Origin of the sequence: Micromonospora sp. C31 (assembly GCF_018070575.1) — a bacterium.
GTDB lineage: Bacteria > Actinomycetota > Actinomycetes > Mycobacteriales > Micromonosporaceae > Micromonospora.
The window spans coordinates 52,664-70,861 of the sequence record NZ_JAGPXN010000024.1 but is presented as its reverse complement, the minus strand read 5'-3'; the positions used below and the strand labels follow the sequence as shown (position 1 = coordinate 70,861).

Annotated in this window: 12 protein-coding genes; 2 read left to right on the top strand and 10 right to left on the bottom strand. The window is 72.8% G+C overall.

Features of this window, described 5'->3' with window-relative positions; genetic code table 11:
• The first annotated feature begins 15 nt into the window (after positions 1 to 15).
• On the top strand, positions 16 to 1,683 hold the full coding sequence (locus tag KBX06_RS24915; protein WP_210839232.1) for a PhpK family radical SAM P-methyltransferase: 1,668 nt from the start codon (positions 16 to 18) through the stop codon (positions 1,681 to 1,683).
• Here KBX06_RS24915 and KBX06_RS24910 read toward each other — a convergent pair.
• The 4 genes from KBX06_RS24910 to KBX06_RS24895 are packed head-to-tail and all read right to left on the bottom strand — an operon-like array spanning position 1,680 to position 9,678.
• Complete coding sequence (locus KBX06_RS24910) at positions 1,680 to 3,521, bottom strand: non-ribosomal peptide synthetase (protein ID WP_210839230.1); 1,842 nt, start codon at positions 3,519 to 3,521, stop codon at positions 1,680 to 1,682. The genes KBX06_RS24915 and KBX06_RS24910 overlap by 4 nt on opposite strands.
• Entirely contained in the window at positions 3,521 to 5,446 is a 1,926-nt protein-coding gene (locus KBX06_RS24905) for a condensation domain-containing protein (protein ID WP_210839228.1), read from the bottom strand. The genes KBX06_RS24910 and KBX06_RS24905 overlap by 1 nt, the downstream gene beginning before the upstream one ends.
• Positions 5,443 to 6,384, bottom strand: coding sequence for a TauD/TfdA family dioxygenase (locus KBX06_RS24900; protein WP_210839226.1), 942 nt, complete (start codon positions 6,382 to 6,384; stop codon positions 5,443 to 5,445). The genes KBX06_RS24905 and KBX06_RS24900 overlap by 4 nt, the downstream gene beginning before the upstream one ends.
• Before the next feature lie 33 nt (positions 6,385 to 6,417).
• Complete coding sequence (locus KBX06_RS24895; protein ID WP_210839224.1) at positions 6,418 to 9,678, bottom strand: non-ribosomal peptide synthetase; 3,261 nt, start codon at positions 9,676 to 9,678, stop codon at positions 6,418 to 6,420.
• 329 nt (positions 9,679 to 10,007) lie between these two features.
• On the opposite strand from KBX06_RS24895, the gene KBX06_RS24890 reads away from it, so the two are divergent.
• Positions 10,008 to 11,513 carry an AMP-binding protein gene (locus KBX06_RS24890; RefSeq protein WP_210839222.1) on the top strand — a complete coding sequence of 502 codons (1,506 nt, stop codon included), beginning with the start codon at positions 10,008 to 10,010 and terminating at the stop codon, positions 11,511 to 11,513.
• A 477-nt stretch (positions 11,514 to 11,990) separates the two neighbouring features.
• On the opposite strand, the gene KBX06_RS24885 is transcribed toward KBX06_RS24890, so the two are convergent.
• The 6 genes from KBX06_RS24885 to KBX06_RS24860 are packed head-to-tail and all read right to left on the bottom strand — an operon-like array spanning position 11,991 to position 18,197.
• A complete protein-coding gene (locus tag KBX06_RS24885; protein WP_210839220.1) occupies positions 11,991 to 12,779 on the bottom strand; it encodes a PIG-L deacetylase family protein in 789 nt (262 codons plus the stop codon).
• Positions 12,780 to 12,796: 17 nt separating this feature from the next.
• Complete coding sequence (locus KBX06_RS24880) at positions 12,797 to 14,038, bottom strand: glycosyltransferase family 4 protein (protein WP_210839218.1); 1,242 nt, start codon at positions 14,036 to 14,038, stop codon at positions 12,797 to 12,799.
• Positions 14,035 to 14,904, bottom strand: coding sequence for a sugar phosphate isomerase/epimerase (locus KBX06_RS24875; RefSeq protein ID WP_210839216.1), 870 nt, complete (start codon positions 14,902 to 14,904; stop codon positions 14,035 to 14,037). The genes KBX06_RS24880 and KBX06_RS24875 overlap by 4 nt, the downstream gene beginning before the upstream one ends.
• Positions 14,901 to 16,385 carry a YcaO-like family protein gene (locus KBX06_RS24870; RefSeq protein ID WP_210839214.1) on the bottom strand — a complete coding sequence of 495 codons (1,485 nt, stop codon included), beginning with the start codon at positions 16,383 to 16,385 and terminating at the stop codon, positions 14,901 to 14,903. Before KBX06_RS24870 ends, KBX06_RS24875 begins: the two co-directional genes overlap by 4 nt.
• Entirely contained in the window at positions 16,382 to 17,209 is an 828-nt protein-coding gene (locus KBX06_RS24865; RefSeq protein WP_210839212.1) for an MBL fold metallo-hydrolase, read from the bottom strand. The genes KBX06_RS24870 and KBX06_RS24865 overlap by 4 nt, the downstream gene beginning before the upstream one ends.
• Position 17,210: 1 nt before the next feature.
• Entirely contained in the window at positions 17,211 to 18,197 is a 987-nt protein-coding gene (locus KBX06_RS24860; RefSeq protein WP_210839210.1) for a Gfo/Idh/MocA family protein, read from the bottom strand.
• Position 18,198 lies beyond the last annotated feature (1 nt).

The window sequence follows — 18,198 nt, the reverse complement described above, 5'->3', positions numbered from 1 at the left end:
ACGAAGGGACACACGATGCGGCTCGACTGTCTGATCATCGGCTACAACGACACGCCCTTCTCGCGTCACCTGGACCTGGTGGGCCGCAAGGGCGGCCAGGCCATCGAGTATCGGACCGCCCGCCACGACCACGTGCGCTTCGACGGCCAGCGGCTGCCGTACATGGACCTGCTGTCGGAACTGGACCGTCGCCGCTCCGGCGCGGGCGCCGGCCACGTCGGGTACCACATCGGCGAGGTCCCGAACCTCGCCGCCGTGTACCTGACCAGCCACCTGCGCCGGCACGGGTACGAGGCGGACTTCGTCTCGGCGTTCCGCCCGGAGCAGGACCGGCTGGCGGCCCTGCTGACCGAGCGAGACCCCGTGCTCACCGTCATCACCACCACGTTCTACGTCTCGCCGGGACCGGTGATCGAGCTGGTCGAGTTCGTCCGGGAGCGCAACCCGGAGACGACGGTGGTGGTCGGCGGGCCGCTGGTCGCCAACCTGATCGTGGACGCCGACGCGGCCACGCTGCCCTGGGTGCTGGCCGAGATGGGCGCCGACGTGTACGTGCACGACGGGCAGGGCGAGGACACGCTGCGTCGGCTGGCCGCCGCCGTCCGCGACGGACGGCCGCTCGAGGACGTGCCGAACCTGCTGTGGGTGCGTGACGGGGAGACGGTGGTGAGCACCCGCCGGGTGCCGGAGAACAACTCGCTCGACGAGTGCGCCATCGAGTGGGGTCAGTTCGACGGTGGCGACCTGGGACCCGTGCTCCAGACCCGGACGGCGCGTAGCTGCGCGTTCAAGTGCGGCTTCTGCGACTACCCGATCCGGGCGGGCGCGCTGTCGCTGGCCTCGCTGTCCACGATCGAACGGGAACTCGACGCCATGGCCGAACTGGGCGCGACGGACGTCGTCTTCGTCGACGACACCTTCAACGTGCCGCTTCCGCGCTTCGTCGACATCTGCCAGCTCATGATCCGCAAGGGGTACGGGTTCCGCTGGTACTCGTACTTCCGGTGCGGCAACGTACGGGGCAGCGACATGTTCGACCTGATGGCGCGCAGCGGGTGCGCCGGCGTCTTCCTCGGCATCGAGTCGGGCGACGACACGGTCCTGAAGGCGATGAGCAAGTCGGCCAGCGTCGACCGGTACCGCAACGGCATCGAGCGGCTCAACGAGCGCGGCATCATGTCGTTCGCCTCGTTCATCGCCGGCTTTCCCGGCGAGACGGAGCAGACGGTGCAGAACACGATCGATTTCCTCAGCGACGTGGCGCCGACGTTCTTCCGGATCGAGCCGTGGTGGTACAACCACCGGGCCCCGATCCACCGGCAGGCGGCGAAGTACGCGCTGACCGGCAGAGACTTCCGCTGGCGGCACGCGACGATGGACTCGGCAGGAGCGTGCGACGCCGTGGATCGCGTCTTCGCGGAGGTGACCGAGTCGTTGTGGATGCCGATGTGGAACTTCGACTTCTGGGCGTTGCCCTACCTGCTCGGCCGCGGGTTCAGCCCTGAGCAGGTCGTCCAGCTGCACCGGCTGGGCCGTGACCTCATGGTCCTCAACGACGGTGAGGACACCGGCACCCAGGAGCGTCGCCGGGTCGCGGAGCGGGCCCTGGTCGACTGGTACGCGGCCGTGGACTCGCGGCCCTCACGGTACGGCTCCGGCGCCGTGTCACCGACGCTCCGCTAGCGGGTGGCGCCGTCCAGCGTCTCGCCGAGGCTCCGGGCGACGAGGATCTGGGTGTACCGCAGCTCGATGCCGATCGCCCGGCACCGGGCGGCCAGCTTCATCGCGGCGATCGAGTCGCCGCCCAGGGCGAGGAAGTCGTCGTCCGCCGACAACTCGCTCAACCCCAGCACGTCCCGTACGCACCGCAGGAACCGCTCCTCCCGACTCTCCGGCTGCGGGTCGGACGGCTCGGCCGCCGGTCGGGGCGCGGGGGCGACCGCCAGCGCGGCGAGGGCGGCCCGGTCAAGCTTGCGGTTGGCGGAGAGCGGCAGCGCGTCCAGTACGACGAACCGGTGCGGCAGCATGTAGTTGGGCAGCTTCCGGGCCAGGCCGGCGCGCAGGGCGGCCGGATCAGGATGCCCGTCCCGTTCGGGTACGACGAATGCGACCAGGGCGTCGCCGGGGGAGGCCACCTTCACGACTGCGGCGGCGCGTACCTCGTCGGACGCCCGCAGGCAGGCCTCGACCTCGCCCAGCTCCACGCGGTGCCCGCGGATCTTGACCTGGTCGTCGGTCCGTCCCACCACCACGAGCCGCCGCCGGTCGTCCAGGCGCACCAGGTCGCCGGTCCGGTACGCCCGGGTACCGTCCGGCAGCGTGACGAAGTTCCGTTCGGTGAGCGTGGGGAGGTTCAGATATCCGCGGGCCAGGCCGAGCCCGCCGATCAGCAGCTCGCCGGTGTCGTCCGCGGTCGCCTCCGGCTCTCGGGGACGCACCGTGAGCAGGGTGTTGGGGATCGGGCCGCCGACCGGCACGGGATCATGGGCGGCGTAGTCGTCCAGGTGGAACCCGGCGGATTCGTCGAGGCGCAGGAAGCAGCGCCCGATCACCGTCTCGGTCGGTCCGTAGTGGTTGTAGACGACTGATCCGGGAAAGAGGCGGCGCAGGGTCGACACCTGGTGCGCCCGGAGGACCTCGCCGCCCACGACGACGTACCGCGGCCCGGGTGGTGGCGTCCGACCGCCCGTGGCGGCGTCCAGCAGCTCGGCGTGCGACGGGGTCACCCGGACGAGGTCCAGCCGCGAGTCCTGGAGCAGTCGGGCGAGGGCCTCGTGGTCGGCGTCCGGCGGCGCCAGCGCGAGGCTCCCGCCGGTCACCAACGGCAGGTAGACGTTGGTGGCGGAGAAGTCGAACGCGATCGAGCTGTGCAGCAGACTGTGCACCGGGTTGCCCGGCGAGAACTCGGCCATCAGCCACCGCACGTAGTTCGCCAGCCCCTGGCGCTCCACCATGACGCCCTTCGGTCGCCCGGTGGAGCCCGAGGTGTACATCACGTACGCCAGGTCCCGTGGGCCGGCTCCGGCCCCGAGCCTCGCCCCGTCCCCGTCCCCGTCCCCGTCCCCGTCCTCGTCCAGGGAGACCAGGTCGTACGAGCCGCCGGCCATCGGGCCGTGCCGCCCGGGTCGGGTCAGCACGATCGACGCGGCGGCGTCGTCGACCATGAAGCGCAGGCGGTCGTCGGGCAGCGCCGGGTCGAGGGGCAGGTAGGCGCCGCCGGACTTCAACACGGCCAGCAGGCCGACGATCAGTTCGGGGGACCGATCGGCGTGCAGGCCGACGATCCGTCCCGGGCCGACGCCGAGGTCCCGAAGCCGCCGGGCGAGCCCGTCGGCGCGCCGGTCGAGCTGCCCGTACGTCAGGTGGGTGTCGCCCATGGTCACCGCGACGGCGTCCGGCGTACCCGCGGCACACCGCTCGATCAGCCCGACCACGTCCGGGATGGCGGTGGCACCGGCCGTCGTCGCGCTGGTCGGCGCGGACCTGGTGCGGGACGTCGACGCCTCGGTCATCTCGGTCATCAGGACTCGCGCTCCAGGTCGGCCAACATGTCGGCCAGCTCGCCGTCGGTCCCCGCGACGGCAGGCCGCGCGGTCAGTTCGGCCGCGAGCCCGGCGACCGTCGGGTACAGGAAGAAGTCGGCCAGGCTGAGCGGTGCCCCGAGACGCTCCTGGATGAGGGTCACGACGACGGTCGCCAGCAGGGAGTGCCCGCCCAGCACGAAGAAGTTGTCGTGCCGGCCGATGTCGGGGCGGGCGAGTACCTCGCTCCAGATCGCGGCGATCGCGGCCTCGGTCGCGTCCGTGGGGCCGGTGCCCGCGACCCGCGTCTCGACCCCCTCGGCGGGGTGGTCGGGCAGGTACGCGGGCGCCAGGGTCCCGTCCGGGCGCCGCCGGACCAGCCGCCCGGTGCGGGTCCGCCACCCTCCGCCGACGACCCACAGCTCGCCGGGCATACCCACCGGCGTCGGCAGCCCGTGCACGTCGACGACCTCGCCGTGCAGGTCGTCACCCGCGTCGGGTCCGGCAAGCGCGGCGACGTCGAGCACCTGGCCCAGCGCGGCCCGGGTCACCGGAGCCGGTGGTGCGCCGGCCGTACGGTCACCGCCGGGCGCCAGCTCGCGGACCTTCCGGTCCGGGTCCCGGCCGAGGTCGGCGAGGATGGCCAGCCAGCAGTCGGCGAGCGCCACGACGGACGAGCGTGCGAAGAGATCGGTGTCGTAGTCGATCCGCCCGGCGAGCCGCTCCCGCGTCCGGGTGACCGTGCAGACCAGGTCGTAGGTGGAGTTCTCCCGGTCGACCTCGCGCAACGTGCCGGTGGCACCCGGCAGGGCCAACTCAGGGTCCGCCTCTGTGATCATCTGGAACACGACCTGGAAGATCGGGTGGCGGTCCGACCGGCGTGCCTCGCCCCGCGCCGCCACCACCTGCTCGAACGGGACGTCCTGGTGCTCGTACGCGTCCTGGCAGGTCTCCGAGGTGAGCCGGAGCACCTCGCGGGCGCTCCGCTCGCCGTCCACCCGGATCCGGAGGGCGAGCATGTTGACGAAGGCGCCGATCAGTGAATCGACCTCCGGCCGGTCGCGTCCCGAGGCCGTTCCGCCCACGACGATGTCCTGCTGGCCCGTGCAGCGGTGCAGGAGGATCGCGAATCCGGCGAGCAGCGCCATGAAGACGGTGGCACCCTCCGCGCGGGCGAGTTCCCCCAGACGCGCGGTGACGGCGGTGTCGAGGGAGAAGCGGTAGCTGTCACCGCGGTAAGCGGGCCGGGCCGGTCGGGGACGATCCGTGGGCAGGGCCAGCTCCGTCGCGTCCCGCAACTGCTCCCGCCAGTAGGCACTGCCGCGTTCCCAACGGCCGGCCCGCATCAGCCGGTTCTGCCAGGTGGCGTAGTCGGCGTACTGCAGCCGTGGTTCGGGCAGGAGCGCCGGCTCTCCGGTCCGATCGGCACGGTAGAGCGCCGCCAGCTCGGTGAAGAAGATGTCGACCGACCAGGCGTCGGCGATGATGTGGTGGAACGACGTCAGCAGTACGTACCGGCGCGGACCGGTGTGCAGCAGGGTGAGGCGCAGCAGCGGGGCGCGCGCGAGGTCGAACACGCGTACCGCCTCCTGGTCGGTCAGCGCCTGCACCAGTCCCGCCGGCGACGGCGCGGCGTCCCCCGACAGGACGTCACGGACGTCGACGACGCGCAGCCGCGGCTCCCGCCCGGTAATCAGCTGACGCAGGCTGCCGTCGACGACGGCGAAACAGGTCCGCAGGCTCTCGTGCCGGCGCACGGTCCGCCGCAGTGCCCGATCGAGCGCCGCGACGTCCAGCTCACCGTGCAGATCGAGGGCCCGGGTGATGTTCTGCACCGCGCCGTCCGGCACCAGTTGGTCGAGGAAGTGGATGCGACGCTGCGCCGAGGAGGCCTCGCTCGATTCGACCGGACCGGCCCCGCTCATGACGCCGCTCCGACCGTCGGCACCGGTTCGGCCATGGCGACGGCGATCCGGCGCGGGCCCCGGAACGGCTCACGCGCGTGGGAGGTCAGCATGTTGTCGATCACGAGCACGTCGTCGCGCTCGTAGTCGAATCGGGTGCCGGCCGCGCGGTAGCTGTCGCGGACGTGGCCGATGACGTCGTCGGGGATCGCGCCTCCGTCGCCGAAGTAGCTGTTGCTGGGCAGTCCGTCCTCCCCGAACATCTCAAGCAGCCCGGAGCGGACGTCGGGCCCGAGGGTGGTGACGTGGAAGATGGCGGCGTGGTTGAACCACACCCGCTCCCCGGTCTGCGGGTGCCGGTGCACGGCATCGCGGACCGAGGTCGTGCGCAGCCATTGCGGGCCGCGCCACTGCGCCTCGATGCCGTGCTCGGCGCAGTAGCGGTCGACCTGGTCACGGTCGGTGGTGTTGAACACCTCCTGCCAGGGGAGGCCCACGTCGGGAGTGAAGTTGCGCCGGACCATCCACCGGCGCCTGGCGAACTCCTCCAGCACCGTCGGGTCGAGCTCCCGCAGCACGCCGCGGGTGTCGGCCAGCGGGGTGGCGCCCCGCTCCAGGGGCGGCTGTACGCAGTGGAAGTACAGCGTCATCGGCCAGGAACTCTGGTAGGAGTTCTCGTTGTGGAAGAAGATCTCCTCTGTGGGTGGGTAGTCGGTGGAGGTGTAGATCCTCCCCTTGATCGTCGACCGGGGTGAGGAACGCTCCGTGTAGGGCAGCGGATCACCGGACAGCGCCCGCACCGCCGCCTCGAGACCGTCGACTCCGCCGACGTCGAAGGCGCGGAGCAGGACCGCGCCGTTGGTGCGTAACCTGTGCCGGATCTCGGGGCGGTCGGCCGCGATCCGGTCGGTGAGCCTCTCCGCGGGGCGGTCACTGCGGATGACGTACGGAAGGTCCACGGCCTCTCCTTCAGCGCCGGTCGGCGAGCGGGATCACGGCGTTCCGTCAGCGGGGTGACGGACGACTTCACGGGCCACCGGAACGATCTCGTCCAGCCGGGCGAGGTCCCGGTCGGGGCGCTCGTCCTCGGCGTCGATCCTCGCGGCGACCTGCGCGATCGTCGGTTGGCGGAAGAACTGCCGGAGGCCGTACTCGATGCCCCACTCGGCCCGCACGCGCGCCACGAGCTGCATGGCCAGCAGGGAGTCGCCGCCGGCGACGAAGAAGTCGTCGTGCACACCGGTCCGCCGCCCGCGGAGCACCCGCGTCCACAGCCGAGCCAGCCGCCGCTCGGTCTCGGTACGCGGCGGCGTCCCGGTGCCCGGCAGGGGGATCTCCCGGCCGGGGCGACCCGCCAGGGCGCGGCGGTCCGTCTTACCGGTCGCCGTGGTCGGTAGCGCGGGCAGCAGCACCAGACGATCGGGAAGCATGTAGTGGGGAAGTGTCGCGCGCAGCGCGGCATGCCAGTCCCGCGTCTCGGCGGTCTCGGCGGCGGCGACGAAGGCATGCACCCGCCGGTCGGTGGGATCGCTGTCGTTTACGACCGCCACCGCGTCCCGGACGCCCGGCAGGCGCCGCAGGGCCGCCTCGATCTCGCCCAGCTCGACCCGGTACGCGCGGATCTTGACCTGCTGGTCGGCCCGGCCGAGATACTCGATCCGCAACCCCTGCGGCGTCCGGCGGAAACGCGCCCGGTCGCCGGTCCGGTACATCCGGGCGCCGGGCAGCGGGCTGAACGGGTCGGGCAGGAAGACCGACGCCGTCCGGCCGGGATCGCCCAGGTATCCGCGAGCCACCGTGGGGCCGCCGACGAAGATCGTGCCGGGCATTCCCGGCGGCACCGGCCGCAGCGCCGGGTCCAGGAGATGGACCGTCATTCCGGGCAGCGGTTCGCCGATGAGCACGGACGTGTCTTCCGGCCAGTCGGGCGGGCAGACGAAGTAGGTGCTGTCCACGGTTGCCTCGGTGAGCCCGTAGCAGTTGACCACCTGAGTGTCCGGCCCGCCGAGCCGCCGGAGGCGGGCCAGCTCGTCCGCGGGTACGGTGTCGGACCCCACGATGACGAGCCGGAGCCCGCCGAGGCCCTGGCCGCTGCGCTCAAGGTGCCCGGACAACGCCCGCAGGACGGTCGGTACGAAGTCCGCGACATCCACCCGTTCGTCCCGGATCAGGGCGAGCAGCCGGTCGGGCGAGAGCAGGAACTCGCGGGGGCAGACCACCAGCTTCGCCCCGGACGTGAGGGACCGGACGAGTTCCCCGAGGAAGCCGTCGAAGCAGAAGTTCGCCATCTGCAGGTGCGACCGGATCCGCCCCCGGAGCCCGAACGCGTGTTCCCACGCCATGCAGGTGCCCAGCAGGCCACCGTGGGTCGCCATGACACCCTTCGGCTGTCCGGTCGACCCCGAGGTGTAGATGACGTAGCTCAGCTGCCCGGCGGCCGTGGTGCGCGGCGGCCGATCGGTCGGCAGGTGGCCGAACGCCGTGTGGTCCGGGTCGACGGTCAGCACGTGCCGCCGGTCGTCGGCGAGGTCGCCGGCGAGCTGCTCCTGGGTGAGCAGGACGGTCACGCCCGCGTCGGCCAGGATCGCCTCCCGCCGGGCGGCCGGCATGTCGGTGTCGACCGGCACGTACGCTCCGCCGGCCTTCCAGACCGCCAGCACGGCCACGATCGTCTCGACCGAACGCTCCATCAGGATGCCCACCCGCGTCTCGGGTGCCACCCCGAGCTCGCGCAGGCGGTGCGCGAGTTGGTTCGCCCGCCGGTCCAGTTGCCCGTAGCCGAGCCGTACGCTTCCGCAGACGACCGCCTCGGCGTACGGGTCGGCGTCGGCGATCCGCTCGAAGAGATCCAGCACCGACGTCGCTGCCGGCGCGACGACGGGCGCCCCGGTCGACGCGGCGGCGACCACGGACCGTTCCGCCGGGGTGAGCAGGTCGAGGTCCTCGATGTCCGCGTCCGGCCGCTCGCACATGCCGACGAGCACGCTCTGCCAGTGCCCTGCCAGACGGTCGATCGTGGCCCGGTCGTAGCTGCTGGCCCGGTACCGGGCGACGAGCTCCAGGGCGCCGTCGTCCTCCACCACGTCGAGGGTCAGGTCGAGCTTGGCCAGACCGAGCTCGACCTCCCTCAGTGCGGCCCGCAGGCCGGCGAAGGAGTGCCGCTCGCCGGCGCCGGCGACGTACTGGAACAGGATCTGGAAGAACGGGCTGTTCTCCAGGTCCCGCCCGCCGCCCAGCGCGGCGACCACGGAGTCGAAGGGGACGTCCTGGTTGTCGTACGCGGCGAGGCAGGTGTCGCGTACCCGGAGCAGGGCCTGTCGTACGGTCGGCGCGCCGGACAGATCGGTGCGCAGCGCCAGCGTGTTCAGCAGCGGCCCGACCATGTCCTGGACGTCCGGATCGTCGCGCATCGCGATCGGCGTGCCCACCGTGATGTCGCCGCGTTGCAGGTAACGCGACACGGTGATCTTCAAGCCGGTCAGCAGCACCATGAACAGCGTGACCCGCTCGGCGCGGGCGAGGGCCCGCAGCCGCCCGGCGAGGTCGTCGGCGATGGCGTACCGGGCGTGTCCGGCGGCGTGCCCGGCATCGGTCCTCGCCCTGCGGTCCGGCGGCACGCGGGAATCGCCGGTGATGCCGTCCAGTCGACCGCGCCAGTAATCCAGCTGACGGTCGTGTCCGGCGCTGTTCCGCCATTTCTCCTGTCTCGCGACGACGTCCGAGAACTGCGGCCGAGAATGTGTCGGACGGAATTCGCCATTCTCCGCGAGGGTAGCGTACAGATCGCGGAAATCGCGGAACACCACCTGCGCCGACCAGCCGTCGGAGACGATGTGGTGCACGCCGAACAGCACGATGTGCCGGTCGGTTTCCGTGCGGATGACCGCCGCCCGGAACAGCGGGCCACGCTGAATGTCGAATCTGCGATGCGCGAGTCGGTCGACCAGGCCGTCGGCGGTCGTACCGCGTGCCGGGTCCGGAAGCGCGGAGAGGTCGATGAACGGTATCGCCGCCGGTTGGTCACCCGTCGACGTGTCGATGGCCGGCTGGCCGTCCTCGTCCGGGAATCGGGAACGCAGGATGCGGTGCCGACGGACGACCTCCTGCAACGCCCGGACCGCGAGCGCGGGGTCGAGCGGGCCCGACAGGTCGATCGCCGAATAGCTGTTGTAGACGGGGACGCCGGGCGTGATCTGGTCCAGGAACCAGAAGCGCCGCTGGCTGGCGGAGACCGCCTCCGGCCGCGACGGCACCTCCGTTCCTTCGTCCGAACGCTGCATCAATCGGCCTCGCGAGTCCTGATCGCCAACAATTCATGAGGTGGACGTTAATTGGCTGGCGGCCACTCGGACGCCGCTACCGGTCGTGCCGCCGCTGAAATCGCGGTGCACGATCGTGAAGACCGACCCAGTACAACAAGGCCCGCCGAGTTTCGTCAAGCGCCTGCCACGGCACCCTTGCCAAGATCTGAAAGCCGCCATCAGGCATTGGCGCTAATCGACCATTGACGGGGTCGGCATCGGCTGGACGCGAGCGTTGAGGGCGGCTACCCTGACTTGTCTGCGGAGGCTCGGGGGGCGACGTGGAATCGATCCGGCTCGTGGGTGCGGACCTCGCCGTCGGCGAGCCGATTCTTCCGTTGCTGGACGCCTCCTTCGGCCGTTTCGGGGAGCGGCCCGCCGTGTCCGATCCCGGCGGCTGCCTGACCTTCGCGGACCTGGACGCCGAGACCCGCTCACTGGCGGCGGAGCTGCGGGCGGCCGGCGTCGGCGCGGCGGAACCGGTGATCATCCAGACCGCCGCGTCCCGGTGGGCGATCGTCGCGATGCTCGCCGTGCTGCGGGCCGGCGCGCAGTACGTGCCGGTCGACCGGTTGTTTCCCCGCCGGCGGCAGGAGGACGTCATCGTGGCGAGCGGGGCGACCTGCCGCATCATCGAATCCGAGCACCCCGACGCCGGACTCCGGATCACGGGCGCCGCCGCGGGGTCGTCCGGAGCGTCCCCGCGCGCCCGGCCGGCGGGGGAGTCCCCGGCGTACACGCTGTTCACCAGTGGCTCGACCGGTACGCCGAAGGGCGTGGTGGTCACCCACGACGGCCTCGGATACTCCACCCGCGCCCGCATCCACTACTACCCGGACGCGCCGTCGGTCTACCTGCTCTGCTCGTCGGTATCCTTCGACAGCTCCGTGGCCGGCATCTACTGGTCGCTGGCGACCGGGGCGCACCTCGTCATCCCCGGCCGCAACCCGCTCGACGCCGAGGCCATCGTGACGGCGGCAGACCGCTTCCGCGGCTCCCACCTCCTGCTGCTGCCCACCCTCTACGAGGCGGTACTGGAAACGGCCGGCCCGAAGCAGCTCACGAGCCTCAGCACGGTCATCGTCGCGGGGGAGCCCTGCCCGCCGCGCCTCGTCGGCCGGCACTTCGCGCGGCTCCCCGGTGCGGCGCTCTACAACGAGTACGGACCGACCGAGGGCACCGTGTGGACGATGGTCCACCGGTGCCGTCCGGCGGACGCGGGCTCGTCCGACGTGCCGATCGGCCGGCCGATTCCCGGGACGACCGCGTACATCGACCTCGACGGCGAGCGGACCGGCTCCCGAACCGGTGAACTGCGGATCTCGGGCCCGGGCGTCGCAGCCGGATACGCGACCGCGGCCGGTGGGCTCGCGCACTTCCCGGTCGTCGAGGGGGCGCGAACCTATCGGACCGGCGACATCGTCAGCCTGGATGCCGAGGATCTCGTCCACTTCGTGGGCCGCCGCGACACCCAACTCAAGATCGGCGGTATGCGGATCGAGCTGGCGGAGATCGAGCAGGCGATCGTACGGCGCGTCGGCGGGCGACCCGCCGCCGTCGGCATCGCCCGCCGAGGCTCGACGGTTCCCAGTCTTGTCGCCTTCGTGGCCTGTGCCGACGCCCGCGAGAGCCTGCCCGACCTGCGCCGGCTGCTCCGCGACGACCTGCCTCGCGGCGCCCTGCCGAGCCGCTGGGAGGCGGTCGAGGAACTGCCGAGACTGCCGAACGGCAAGCTGGACCGGGCCGCGGTCGACCGGATGGCCGCCGACTTCCTGTGTCGCCCGTAGGGCCCGCTGCCCCGCCAGCACTGCTGAAGCACCCAAGGGGCCAGGTTCACGGCCCAAACATCTGCACGAAGGTCTGTCCCAGACGATCCCAGCGAGCTCATCTGCCGTACGCCGTCGGTCTCCGCCGGGGCGGCGTAGCAGTTCGCGGTCGAGACGCCACCGCGGTGCGCGCGGGAAACCGCGAGAGGAATTGGGCACCGAAAGCCGGGACGTGTTCGTGCACACCGTGATCGCCGCTGATCGCTCTGACCTGCCGCTTCATCTGCGTCCTGGATGAAGCGGCACCTTGGTCTCTTGATTCCGCGATCAGCCGTAATTTGTACAGTCCCGGTGTCTGCTCTCTGCCGATCGGAATGCCGCTGAGAATGCACGCCCTGAGCCGGGTATCGGCTAATGTCGATCATGGGTCCGATGCTCCTCCAGGCCACCCCGGGACGCACAACTGAGGTTGAGCGAGGCAGGGGCGCGGGCGGAAGATCATCGCTGACCGCCATGGCCGGTTCCCGGCTCGGTCATCGTCGCTGACTCACGCAGGCAGGTGTCCGCGAGCCGGTCCACCGGCCCCCACAGCGCCTCGACAGCGCCGGGGCGGCCGAGCCGCGCGGCCTCGGCGGCGGCCACGGTGGACAGTGCCGGTCCGACCCGCTGCGGCCCACCGAACTGGAAGTCGAGCTGTGTGGTGTAGCAGCCAGCCGAACGGATCTTCGCGTCGAGGTGGGCGTCGATGTCGACGGGCTGCTCGACGCCGTCCGGCACGGCCTGCCACGGGGGCTCGTCCGGGGCCCGGCTGACGTACGGCACGTCGCGCCACCACAGGACGCCGGTGGCGCACACGGCGACCGCCTCGGCGACGACGCGATGGTCGACGTGCCTGCCCAGCGCCTGCGGGGCGAGCACGAGGTCGGCGGCGCGCAGCCGTGGGCGCAGGGCCGTGACCAGCGCCGGGCCGATCCGATCGTCCGGGTGGACGCCGGTGAACAGGTCCGCGGCGCTGCCGTAGCCGCGGTGCGGAGCCTCCGGCAGGGGCAGGTGAACCGGTACCGCGTGGAGGACCCGGCACGCCGCCACGTCCTCCGCGCGGCGCAGCTCCATGTAGTCGACGTGCGTCGGTAGTCCCTTGTCGAGCTGGGTGGACAGGGCGAACGGCGACGGGTCCGGCACCGAGGCGGTGAAACAGGTCAGCACCTCGACGGTCCAGCCGGCAGCGGCGAGCGCGGCGAGGGTGGCGCCGACGGAGAAGACGGCGTCGTCGAGATGCGGGCTCACCGCGACGGCGTGGCGGGTCACAGCAGGTGCGGCGCCGCGCGGAAGCGGCACGCCGGATCCGGGGCCGGGTCGGCGATCTCCGGCACGGTCGCGCTCAGCCCGTCGTAGACCGCGGTGATCCGGTCGGCGATCACCGGCCAGCTCCAGTACCGCTCGACGTCGCGCCGGGCGCGGATCGCGAGCCGCGAGCGCAGGTCGGCGTCGTCGATCAGCCGGCGCACCGCCGCGGCCAGGGCCGCCGGGTCGCCGGCGGGCACGAGCAGACCGTTGTCGTCCGGGCGTACGCAGTCGCGCACCCCGACCACGTCGGTGGAGACCACGGGCAGTCCGGACGCCATCGCCTCCAGGATGGTGTTGGAGAAGCCCTCGGCGTAGGTGGGGCTGACGAAGACGTCGCCCCGGGCGTACACCCGGTGTGCCGTCTCGTAGGGCACGGCGCCGAGCAGTTCGACGTCGCCGGCCAGGTCGAGCTCGGTGATCCGCGCGGTGGTGGCGTCGACGTCGGGGCCGATGCCGGAGATCAGCAGGCGTACCGGCGTGCTGTCGGCGCGCAGCTTCGCCACCGCGTCGAGCAGGTCGAGCACGCCCTTGCGGGCGTCGACGCGACCGTGGTAGAGCAGCACCGGCGGCTCGGACAGCTCGCCGATCGCGCGCGACGGGGTGAACCGTTCGGTGTCGGTGGCCCCTGGTACGACGGTGAACCGGGCCGGGTCGAGGCCGTGCCGGTCGCACACCTCGGCGGCGAACGACTCCGACCCGATCAGCAGCGCCGGCGCGTGCGCGAACACCGCCCGCACCAGCCGGCGGTGGGTGTCGCAGCAGGTGCCGACCCAGTGCCCGTCGCCGCCCTGCACGGACACCACGGCGGGCAGGCCGGCGGCGCGCGCCGCCCGCAGCACCGCCAGGCCGTTCGGGTAGGCGTACTGGGCGTGCAGCACGTCGAAGGGGCGCCGGGCGTGCAGCCGCAGCACCGTGTCGGTCATCGCCGCCACGTCGGCTTCGAAGTCGGCCGGTTCGCCCCGGCCGACGGCCTGTTCGCCGTGCGCCTCGAGAGCGTGCACGGCGACGCCCGCCGGCACCCGGTCCGGCGGCGGTGGGCCGCCGCCGTAGACGGCCCGGCCGGCCGCGTCGCCCCGGTACTGGGAGACGAGGGTGACGTCGTGGCCGGCCCGCACCAGGTGGCGCAGCAGGTTCTCGGCGTACGCGCTCATGCCGGAGACGGCCGGCCAGTAGCGGCGGGAGACGAAGCAGATCCTCACGTCGCGGTCACCTCCAGGTGCACCGAAGCGGTGTGCCGGCCCTCGGCGGCGCGCAACGCGTCCAGCGCGGCCGGTACCAGGGTGTCGGCCCGGTGTGAGTCGCGCGACAACTCCAGGCTGACCAGCCCGGTGTAGCCGGTGTCGGTGAGCGCGCCGAGCACCGCCGGCAGGTCCATGTCGCCCTCCCCGGGCGCGCGGTGCTCGTGCCGGCCGCGGGGCATGTCCTCCACCGCGCAGGCGCCGAGCACCGGCCCGAAGGCCCACACCGCCGCCGCCGGTGAGTATCGGCCGGACACGAGGCAGTGCCCGGTGTCCAGGGCCAGGGTCAGCCCGGGCACCTGTGCGGCGAGGCGGGCCCAGTCGTCGCAGTCGTCGACCAGCATGCCCGGTTCGGGCTCGAACGCGCACCGTACGCCCCGCCCGTTCGCGTGGTCGACCACGTCGCGGACCCCGTCGACGAGCCAGCCCCAGCAGCGCTGCCGGTCGGTGCCGGGCTCGGGTACGCCGGCCCAGAACGACACCGCCTCGCTGTCCAGGTCGGCCGCCACGTCGACGCAGGTGCGCAGGAAGTCGCGCCGCCGGGCGCGGTCCGTCTCGTGCGGGGAGACCAGGGTGGGATGGTGCTTGCGCCGGGCGTCCAGCAGGAAGCGGGCGCCGGTCTCCACGACGCTGGCCAGGCCGAGCCCGGCCAGGCGGCGGGCGAGCCGCGCAGTGCGGCCGACCAGGTCCGGGGCGTACGGGTCGTGGTGTGCCACATCGAGGGTGAGGGCCACCCCGTCGTAGCCGGCGTCGGCGAGCAGGGCGAGGGCGTCGTCGAGGCGGTGCGAGGCCATGCCGTTGGTGTTGTAGGCGTACCGCAGGCTCATCCGGCGCTCCGGACGACGGCGTGCCGGGCCGGTTCCCGGTACAGCGGGTAGAGCGACCCGACGGTACGGGCCACCCCGGCGAGGTCGAGCCAGGCGCCGCCGCCGAGCCGCTCTCGGCCGGCCGCGTCCAGTACGACCGCGGCGGTGCCCTCGCGCGGCGGCGGACCCGAGCCCACCAGCGGCGAGTCCCGCTCGATGAGCCGACGCACGCCGCGCACCCCGATCCGGCCGTACGACATCGTCTCGGCCTCCAACCCCGGCACGATCACCTTGACCGCGACCGCCCCCTCCCCGGGGGCCAGGACGACCAGCACGTCGAAGTCGGCGAGCCGATCCAGCAGATCCGACAGCAGCGCGGGCGGATCGTCCAGCGAGCCCGGCGCGACCGTGGGCAGCGACGAGAACGGCACCCGGGTCCGCTCGGCCAGCACCACCGGCGCCAGCAGGCCGCGCAGGTCGCTCCCGCCGAGGCGGGTCCACGCGCGCATCGCCCGCAGCGCGTGCGGCTCCTGCGCCCCGAGGGGCCGGGCGAACTCCCGCCGCCAGTACGCCTTCGGCGCGACCGGCTCCACGTCGTCGAGGGCGCCGTGGGAGAAGACCTTGCGGGAGCGGGAGGAGACGTACTCCAGCAGCGCCTTGCGCAGCGCGACCTCCCGGTCCGGGTGCGCGGCCTCGCCGCACGCGGTCACCGCCAGCGGCGGCGTCTGCGGCTCGCGGTCCACGCCGACGACGTGCACGTCGACCACCCCGAAGTCGGTGGCCGCGAGCTTCGGCAGCACGTCGATCCCGGCGCTGCGCAGCCGCGCCAGCGTCGCCAGGGTCACCGGGTCGCGCACCTCGTCCAGGTCGAGCACCACACCGCGGTCCATGGCTCGGAACGCGGTTGCGTTGCCGTCGCGTTGCAGCAGCTCCAGCAGGCCGTGCGCGACAGCCCGCTCGACGGTGCCCCCGGCGCCGGAGCCGTTGGTGATCACCGTGACCAGGCGCTCCGCGGGGTCCTGCCACGGCAGGTCGTCAGCGGACGAGGCGCAGAACTCGGCCGGGACGAGGACGGTCTCGCCGGTGCGCCAGCGCAGCGTGGGCAGCCACGACCGCGGCTGGTCGTCGTCCACCGTCGTGCCGGCAGTCAGCACCAGAGAACGGGGGTCGACCACACCGTCCGGCCCGACCTCGCGCCGCAGCTGGGCGTAGGAGGCCCGGCGGGGGACGAGGCCGCGCAGGTGCCGGTGCAGCAGCAGGTCCTCCGCCAACTCCCCGTACGCGCCGATGCGGGCCTGCTCGACCGTCGCTCCGTAGCCGAAGGCCATCGCCCGGGGCCAGCCGGCGCCGAGGTGGTCGGCGGTGACCACCGGTATGCCGAGCCGGTCCACCGCGCTCACATCGAAGTCGCCGACCTCGCCGGGTGGCAGGGCGGCGGCGAGCTGGTCGGCGACCGACGACGCGGGGACCGTGTCGGTGCGGGGGTGCAGCGCTCGGGTCATGTCAGCTCCTCGATGGGAATCGGACCGGCCACCGGCTGCCCGCGCAGCTGCCGGTCGAACAGGGCGAGCACCTGCTCGCGACCGACCGGTGCCGCGAACTCGAACGGGGTGGCGACCGCCTGGAAGTCGAGCGTCTCGACCAGCTCACGGGCCTGACGGAGCTCGGCGTGCGACAGCGGGATCTGGGCGTGGTAGGCCTTGTGGCAGGACAGCCCGACCGGAGTCGTTCCCGCCAGGTCCACCTTGATGAGGTCACCGACGAAGAGGATGCCCCGCCGCGTGTCGTGCAGGACGCTGTGGCCGGGGAAGTGACCTCCGCTGCGGTACATGACCAGGCCGGGGGCCAGTTCGTGCCGGTCGTCGGTGGGCCAGGTGACCCTGAACGCCTTCGTCCAGACCAGGTCGTCCACGCCGACGGCGAGCACCGGAGGATCCAGCTCGTCCTGCAACTGCCACAGCGCGCCGTACCCGTGCACGTGGCTGGCGCCGAGCGCGACCAGGCCGCCGCGGCGGCGCAGATCCGCCAGGGCGGCGGGCGGATACCAGCCGGCGGCCTCCCAGCCCACGAGGCCGGCGTCGGTCTCGACGACCCAACCGGTGCTGCCCAGCCCGAGCTGCGGTTCACACCGGTAGCCGGTCACCCCGGGAGCGACCTCGGCCCAGCGGGCCTCCCGCCCGGCCGCCACCTCGTCGGCCCGGTGGAACAGCCAGCCCTCCTCCGGCAGGGCGTTGCGCACGTCGGTGCAGACCGGGCAGCCCGGGGGCGGGGCGAACCAGCGTTGCCAGTGCCCGCAGTTGTCGCACGCGTACGGTCGCAGCGGCATGTCAGGCTCCTCCCGCGGTGTGCAGCAGCTCGTGCAGGCGCAGGTCCCGGGCCAGCGGCCAGGGCCATCCGGCGCCGCGCACCGCCGCCCCGAACGCGCGGATCTGCTCGGTGAAGGGGCTGGTGCGGGCGTCGAAGGGCAGCTCGGTGGCGACGCCGGTGACCGCGTCCAGCCGGCGGAGACTGCCGCCGGCGGTCTGGCCCATGGTGTCCACGGCCACGAGCTGGGCCCGAGTGCCCACGATCTCCAGACGCCGGCGCGGCAACCGGTCGGCGGTGTTGAAGCTGACGTGCGCCGACACGAGGACCCCGCCGGCGGTGATGCCGGCCAGCACCGCCCCGTCGTCGACCGGGTACGGGTGCACCCGCCGTTGGGTCAGCACGGTGAGGGTGGTCAGGTCGTCGTCGAGCAGCGCGCCGACCAGGTCCACCCCGTGCGGGGCGAGATCGGCCAGCGCGCCCCCGCCGGAGCGGGCCGGGTCGACGCGCCAGTTGTCGTGGGGGCGGCCGTCCGGCGTCCAGTCCGGGGGCAGCCAGCAGCCGTAGGTGATGCGTACCGCCGTCACGGTGCCCAGGTCCCCGCCGGCGACACGGTCGGCGACGAGGCGGTGCGCGGGATGGAACCGTTGGTCGAAGGCGGCGCCGGCAAGAGTGCCACCGGCGGCGGCGACGAGCCGGCGGGCGTCGGTCACCGTCGCCGCGAGCGGCTTCTCGCAGAGCACCGGCACACCCGCCTTGGCCACTGCGGCGACCAGGTCGGCGTGGGTGTCGGTCGGCGTGGCGACGTAGACCGCCTCGACGTCGGGCTGGTCGAGCAGGGCGTCGAGGTCCGTGGTGGCGAGCGCCTCCGGCCGCAGGGCGGCGGCCGCCGCCGGGTCGCGGTCACAGGCCACCACGAGGCGGGCACCGGCGGCACGGATCGCGGGGGCGACGTGGTCCCGGGCCACCCAGCCGCATCCCACCACACCCCACCGCACCGCATCGTCCACG

Excerpts from the sequence above, each read along its gene's own strand:
- KBX06_RS24915 (WP_210839232.1), top strand. The coding sequence starts at position 16 with ATGCGGCTCGACTGTCTGATCATCGGCTACAACGACACGCCCTTCTCG.
- KBX06_RS24910 (WP_210839230.1), bottom strand. The coding sequence starts at position 3,521 with ATGACCGAGATGACCGAGGCGTCGACGTCCCGCACCAGGTCCGCGCCG.
- KBX06_RS24905 (WP_210839228.1), bottom strand. The coding sequence starts at position 5,446 with ATGAGCGGGGCCGGTCCGGTCGAATCGAGCGAGGCCTCCTCGGCGCAG.
- KBX06_RS24875 (WP_210839216.1), bottom strand. The coding sequence starts at position 14,904 with ATGAGCCTGCGGTACGCCTACAACACCAACGGCATGGCCTCGCACCGC.
- KBX06_RS24870 (WP_210839214.1), bottom strand. The coding sequence starts at position 16,385 with ATGACCCGAGCGCTGCACCCCCGCACCGACACGGTCCCCGCGTCGTCG.
- KBX06_RS24865 (WP_210839212.1), bottom strand. The coding sequence starts at position 17,209 with ATGCCGCTGCGACCGTACGCGTGCGACAACTGCGGGCACTGGCAACGC.